The organism is uncultured Sutterella sp. (assembly GCF_937923675.1).
GTDB lineage: Bacteria > Pseudomonadota > Gammaproteobacteria > Burkholderiales > Burkholderiaceae_F > Sutterella.
Map to the genome: position 1 here is coordinate 1 of NZ_CALDXB010000067.1, position 6,777 is coordinate 6,777.

At 56.0% G+C, this 6,777-nt stretch carries 5 protein-coding genes; 1 reads left to right on the plus strand and 4 read right to left on the minus strand.

Annotation, left to right across the window (positions count from 1 at the left end; translation table 11 throughout):
* Positions 1-49 precede the first annotated feature (49 nt).
* Together Q0106_RS07805 and Q0106_RS07810 are read right to left on the minus strand one after the other, a co-directional pair.
* Complete coding sequence (locus tag Q0106_RS07805; RefSeq protein WP_297611196.1) at positions 50-1,510, minus strand: TonB-dependent receptor; 1,461 nt, start codon at positions 1,508-1,510, stop codon at positions 50-52.
* Between the two features lie 391 nt (positions 1,511-1,901).
* On the minus strand, positions 1,902-3,083 hold the full coding sequence (locus Q0106_RS07810) for a MalY/PatB family protein (RefSeq protein ID WP_297611199.1): 1,182 nt from the start codon (positions 3,081-3,083) through the stop codon (positions 1,902-1,904).
* A 251-nt stretch (positions 3,084-3,334) separates the two neighbouring features.
* On the opposite strand from Q0106_RS07810, the gene Q0106_RS07815 reads away from it, so the two are divergent.
* Entirely contained in the window at positions 3,335-4,918 is a 1,584-nt protein-coding gene (locus tag Q0106_RS07815; RefSeq protein WP_297611202.1) for an AAA family ATPase, read from the plus strand.
* A 48-nt stretch (positions 4,919-4,966) separates the two neighbouring features.
* Here the strand turns inward: Q0106_RS07815 and Q0106_RS07820 are convergent, their stop codons facing one another.
* Positions 4,967-5,539, minus strand: a complete 573-nt coding sequence (locus Q0106_RS07820) for an NAD(P)H-dependent oxidoreductase (protein WP_297611205.1) — start codon at positions 5,537-5,539, stop codon at positions 4,967-4,969.
* Positions 5,540-5,704: 165 nt separating this feature from the next.
* Complete coding sequence (locus Q0106_RS07825; RefSeq protein WP_297611209.1) at positions 5,705-6,643, minus strand: DMT family transporter; 939 nt, start codon at positions 6,641-6,643, stop codon at positions 5,705-5,707.
* Positions 6,644-6,777: the final 134 nt, after the last annotated feature.

Below are 6,777 nucleotides of genomic sequence, written 5' to 3' on the forward strand. Positions count from 1 at the left end.
CTTGTCGCCATGCAGCTTCAGGGGGTGGTGTTACCGGATTTCTGGGAATTCACGAGTTGACGGATTTCTCCGGCTTTAAATCCGGGTTCGGCACAACAATCGACGTCCATTCCTCATCCGGGTAAGTCATCCTGAAATACATTTCATCGAGAATCGGCGGACGATAGCCTGCGTTGACTGACCCCCAGAAGAGAAGCGAGTCCATCGGCGTCACGCGGAGCGTCACGCCTGGGGTAACTTTTGAGTCCGAAAGGGACGGGTAGGATTCATTAGATTCGCGCTTGAAGTAGTTCCAGCGAAGTACCGGCACGATGGAGAGATAGTCGTTGAGCGCATACTGGTCTTCAATAAAGAGCCCCCCATCAAAGCCGTCAGAATCCGGTCGTGATCCGTCAGGCATCCAGCCGGAGAGAGACATTTGCTGGCCGTTCTGAGAAGTCTTTGAAAAATCGCCGCCGAACGTGAGTTCATGAGTCCCGAATGCCGAGAAGTAGCTCGTGTTTTGAATATTCCCGCTTACGGAATCAAAATCGTCTTTCGATAAGCCTGCTCTATTGCCCTCAAACTGGAATTCAGATTTCGCGTACTGCAGCGCAGTTTTGAGGTTGATCCAGTCATTCTTCTCAAATTCCCATTTGCCGCTTACGCGGTGCTGCTCATAGCGATATTTGTCGATACGACCGCTTCGGAAAAAGCTGTCGTTATGAGCAATATCGTAGAAGTAGGCCACCTGAAGGAGGTGTTCTGGAAGTGGAGAAAGCGTCGCCTTGGCAAAAGCCGACGTCGAATCATTATCGACGTCCGCCGTGTTGCGGTGCCCCGTTTCTGAGCTCGTTGCTGCGCCAGAGTCTCTGCGGGTGACTCCGGCAACCACATCCCAAAGCTCCGTGCGGCCATAGACGTAGGCACTCTTCTGCCATTCAAGGTTGTCCGAGACGTAGCCTGCTTTGAGCGTGGCGCCGAAGTCCTTGTCGGAATCCCTGAGAAAATCGGCGGCGTCTTTTGTTTCCACTGCGATCGTCCCGCCGATGCCACCGTTGCCGTAAAGCACACTGCCGCCGCCGCGCTTGACTTCAATCTGCTTCAGAAGCTCGGAGTCCATGAAAATGCCGGAAGGGCGGTTGCCGCCAATTGTTTGATTGTCCTGCCGCATGCCGTCAATCAGGTATGTAATCTCGCGATCACCTGAGCCGCGAATCGAGATTCGGTTGTTCATGACGGAATCAAACGAAGTGATATCAACGTTCGGGATGTCGAGGAGAAGTTCCGTGAAGGTAATCGGCTGAATCTCCTCGGCATCTTTCTGCGTCAGAACGCTGATGGAGCTTGCCGCCTGGTTGAGGGGCTGCGCGGTGCGCGTGGCAGTGACGACGACGGGCTGGGTGGTCGCCCCTGCTTTCTGAGCATCAGCGCTTTCGGCTGCAATCGCGGACGCGGAAGTCAATATGACGGAGGCAATTGCCGCCAGTCTGAAAGGAAGGTTGGAAGACCGGCAGAGGGTGGCGGACATGATGTGCTCGCTTTGATGTTCCCAGACATCTGAGATTGATAATGCAATCCATTATCAATCACTCGCGCACAAAACCATGTAATAACTACAATGTAGTTTCATGTTTTTCAATGAACTGAGTCTAGAGCCAGGCTAAATGCGAAGACATACCCCTACTCACTTCTGCTTAGTGGCATTGGTGAGACTTATGAAGAACTCCAGGGAAGGCTCTGAAGAGGAGGAAAGTCGAAGAGACGGCAGTGAGGATGACAAGAAAAACCGTCAGACGGAATCAATCTGCCTGACGGTTTTGGGAGAGAATCCTCTTGCAGCGAGGACTCTCCCGCGGCAAGTATGCGCACCCTCAGGTGCTGAGAGGCCTCGCCGCAGATTCGCAGCTTCAAGCCCGGCTTTATTTCGCGGCAAGTTCCGCCATGTGCTTTTCTGCCGCAGCTTCAATCCGGGAGAGCGCCTCCTCAAGAATCGAGCGCGGGCAGGCGGTATTGAGCCGCATGTGGTTCTTGCCGCCCGGTCCGAAGGATTCGCCAGGATTCATCGCAACCTTTGCTTCCTCGAGGAAGAAGCGTGTGAGATCCGCCTGGGTATTGAAGCCGAGCGCCGAGCAGTCGAGCCACATCAGGTAGCTCGCTTCCGGCGTGTAGCTCCTGATTGACGGAATCCGCTTTTCAAAGAAGTCGTGCGCAAAGGCGAGATTCTCCTTCACGTAGGCGCGAACTTCTTCGGCATAGTCGTCGCATTCAGTCCAGGCGGCGGCGAAGCCCGCCTGCGAGAAGGCGCTTCGGTCGGGCTGGCTCGCCGCAAGCTCCGCCTTGACGCGGGCGGCAAGCGCGGGATTCTTGCTGATGAGAACTGCTGCGCGCAGTCCCGCCGTATTGAAGGTCTTCGACGGGCTGTTGCCGTAGACCGTAATGCTGCGCGCGGCTTCGGAGAGCGTGAGGAGCGTCGTGTGTTCGCCCTTGAAGACGAAGCCGGAGTGAACTTCGTCCGCGAGGATTACCACATTGTGGCGGCAGCAGATCGAAACGATGCGCTCGAGCTCTTCCTTCGAGAAAACGCGTCCCGTCGGATTGTGCGGGCTGCAGAGGAGGAAGAGTGTGCATTCGGGGTCGGCAGCGCGGCGCTCGAAGTCCTCAAAGTCGATTTCATAGCGTCCGTCGACGAGCTTCAGCGCATTCATCGAGGGGATGCGGCCGTTCGACTTCGCGAGCTCGATGAAGGGCGGATAGGCCGGCACCTGCATGAGAACCTTGCCGCCCGGCTTCGTGAAGGCGCGGATGGCTACAGCAAGGCCGAAGCACATGGAGGGACAATACTGAACCTCGCTCGGAAGGACCTCAAGGCCGTAATGGCGGGCGCACCAGGAAACAGTTGCTTTCTCCACAATCCCGGCATGACCGTTCGGGTAGCCGTAGACGCCGGTTTCGGCGATTTTCATAACGGCGTCGATAACGGGCTGGGGACACTGGAAGTCAGAATCCGCAACCCAGAGGGGAAGCACATCCTTCGGATAGGCAGTCCACTTGGCGGAGTCGATCGTTCTGCGGTCAATCACGCGGTCAAAATCGTATTGCATCAGCAATCCTTCTTCATAGACAGGCATTGGGATGGTGTTAACGGCGTGCGCTGCTGAAGGAGCAGGGCTCCTCATGCGCGGCAAGAGACGAAAAGATAGCGCAATGAGACTGCGGGTCAAGAGACGAGGCGGCTAGAAAACGAAAGCATTTGTGCAAAAGCAAGAAATCTGCGGGCTTGCCGCCGGGTGGAGCCGCTCAGCTTCATGGGACGCTTGCGGACGCTAATATCGGGGAAAAGACGAGAATTGAAATGACTGAACTTTTGCGAGAGCCGCTTCCCCTGGGAAGATCCGATTTCATAGCCTTGAGGCACGACGGCTCTATCTATGTCGACAAGACGAGGATGATTTTCGACCTCTGCCGCGATTCAGGCAAAGTATTTCTGGCGAGGCCCCGGCGATTCGGAAAGTCGCTGCTCGTTTCGACTTTTGCGTCTTTGTTCCAGTTCGGCATCCGGGATTTCAAAGGCCTTGCCGTCGAACATCTGTGGTCAGACAAAGCATATAAAGTTATTCGTCTTGATTTTTCTGAAATCAAAGACTGTTTTTCAGAAGCCGATTTTGTCTGCAAATTCCACGATCAGCTCCTGAGGAAGTTTCGTCAGGCGGGTTTCGTCTATGCAGAAAAGGATGGCCTCTTCATGGGCCAGATTTCAGACTGGCTTGCGGCGCTGCCGCCATCTTCGCTCGTCATTCTGATTGATGAATATGACGCACCGCTCACGGCGTCGCTTGACGACCCGGCGCTTTTTGAGCACATCCGCGCCGCCCTGAGCGCTTTCTTTCTGGTTTTGAAGTCAAACGAAGGATGCCTAAAGTTTTTCTTCATGACGGGGATCACGCGGCTGAAGACCTTTTTCCCGGAATTTAACTTTCTCGATGACATTTCGCTCAATCGGGCCTATGGAACGCTCATTGGATTTACCGAAGCGGAAATCAAAAATGCTTTTCCCTATTATCTGAGGGAGGCCGGGCAAAAACTGGGATTGACCGAGGACGCACTCGTCGGGAAGCTCAGGGAAAATTACGGCGGCTATTCTTTTGAATCGGAAGCTGCGGCGAAAGTTTTCTGCCCCTGGTCAGTGCTGAATTTCTTCAGACATCCCGGGCAGGGCTTCCAAAACTACTGGTTTTCAAGCGGCGGGCTGCCGACGCGATTCCTCAAGCTTCCGGAGAGCGATGCGTTCATATCACCCGACCAGTTCGACCAGCCGATCGGAATTACGCTGGACGAGCTCTCGGCTTCACGAGAGGTCAGCGGCTTATCCGCTGCGGCGCTTCTTCTTGAGGCCGGGTACCTCACCATCAAGGACCAGATCAATGCTGCCGAGGTCGAGCTCGGGTACCCGAACAAGGAAGTAAGGCTTTCAATTGCCAGGCTCTATGCGGACGAGATGCTCCGGAACGTTAATCGACTTGAGGTCGGCGTGTCGCGGCTTGAAAAAGTGCTCGATGGCGAAAATGTCGATGCTGTTGTCGGACACTTCAACGCAGTTCTCAACGCGATCGATTACCGGCAGTTCCCCATCTGCGACGAAGCCTCCTGCCTGAGCCATATCGAAGTTCTCCTGATGGGCGCCGCCATGGCGACGGATGTTGAGAAGCATTCTGCCCTGGGTCGAAGCGTTCTTGAGGTTCGCACACGGAATCGTCGCTGGGTATTCGAATTCAAGTTTGCCCGGAGAGGCACTGATGCGTCGAGGCTCCTTGCCGAAGCGGCGGAGCAGCTCCTCACACGCCGATACGGCGAAGCGCCTCATGGCCGGGAGCTCATCCGCGCTGCGCTGGTCTTTGACGCCGAAAAGCGTGCATTCACGGCGTGGGAAAGTGTTTGAAAAATCCAAAAGCGGCCTCCGTCAGGGAGGCCGTGAGAATAAAGACAATCAGCCGAAGAGCTTCGTGAGGTGCGCTTCCCAGCGCTTCATGTCGGCTTCAATGGTCGGGTGCTTGAAGACGTCGTTCACCATGAAGCTTTCGCAGGGCTTCATTCCGAGGAATTCGAAGGTCTTGTGAAGCGGCATAAAGAGGCCATCGATGCCCTTGCCTTCGAAGAACTGGTCGGGATCGGTGAAGGCTTCAAGAGGCGCGTTCCATGTCGAGGAGAGGAGGTAGCGCTTCGAGGTGAGCTTCCCGCCCGAGCCGTACTTCTTCTGCGGATCCTTGCGGCTTCTGCCGTCGCCGCCGCAGAGAATCGGGTCGACGAAGACGTCGTCCTCGTATTTCTTAAGCTGCCACGGCGTACTCATCCACCAGCCCGGAGTCTGAATGATGACGACGTCCGCACGCAGAATCTTCTCGGCCTCTTCGGCATTGTCCCAGCCGTTCTCAAGGCGAGTCTCTTCGACAGTGTGGCCGAGCTTCTCGAGCGTTTCGCGGGCCTTCTCCACCATGGCGGCAGAAAGCGTGCCGCCGTGTCCGAAGTGGGTGCAGCCGGCATTAATGATCAGAAATTGCATATTCCTTCCTTTTTAACCTGGATGTTTCGAAGCCTTCCGCAATCGATGAAAAGGCTTCGAAACCCGACAGTGTTGAACGCCCTCATCTTAATCTAGGGGTTAACCCTTTTCAGAAAATGAGAGCAGAAAAAGGCAGAAACGAGGCAGTTTCAGGCAGGTCGGCACTCACCTGCGTTCGATTCTCTTTTTCCTTTCCGGGAGCTGCGCGAGGACGACGGCAACCGCCATCAGCACGCAGCCGAGACCTTCGCGGGGGGTGAGGATTTCATTGAGAACAACCCAGCCCGCAAGCACGGAAAAGACGGATTCGAGCGAGAGAATGAGGCTTGCCGCGGTTTCGTTCATGCCGCGCTGACCCACGATCTGAAGCGTGTAGGCGATGCCGTTGCTCATGATGCCTGCCCAGAGAATGGCGGGGAGCGCCGCCATGAAGCCCGACATCGTCGGATGCTCGAAAAGCATCATGCTCGTGAAGGCAATGATGGAGCCGAAGAAGAACTGCATCATCGAGAGTTCGATCCCGTTCACCTTGGTCACGAACCTCGAGATCACGAGGATGTGAAGCGAAAAGACGATGGCGCAGAGGAAGATGTAGGTGTCGCCGAGCGCGATCGAAAAGCCTTCCGGAGGAAGGCAGAGAAACCAGAGGCCCGCGACGGCAATGGCGACGGCGAGCCAGAGCGTGAGCCGCGACTTCTGGCCCAGGAAGAGGCCGATGAGGGGCACGAACACAATGTAGAGCGCTGTGATGAAGCCGGCTTTCCCGACTTCCGTGTCGTGCACGAGGCCGAACTGCTGGAGCGCCTCGCCGCCGAAGAGGCAGAGGCCGCAGAGAAAGCCCCCGAGGATGAGGTTCCGGCGGTACTCAGGCGAGCGGCGGCGTTCCGACTCGTCGGGCTGCGAGGCTGCGAGGCGCTTTCGCAGCATGGCGACGATGGGAAGCAGAAAAACGAAACCGAGCGCCATGCGGCTTGCCGTGAAGGTGTAGGGGCCGACCGACTCCATGCCGATCGACTGGGCGACGAAGGAGCAGCCCCAGATGAAGGCCGTGATGAGAAGCAGCCCCGACTGGCGGAGTTCGAAGAGAAGGTTGGGATTAGACATCGCTCAGGATGATGTGGGGAAAGGAAGCGTCGAAACCCGACAGTCTAGCGAACCGCAGTCAATGCGGGCGTCCGCGATATTCAGGGCTGACGCACATTAATTTCTAATTTCAGCTGGAATCTTTTGATTTTCAG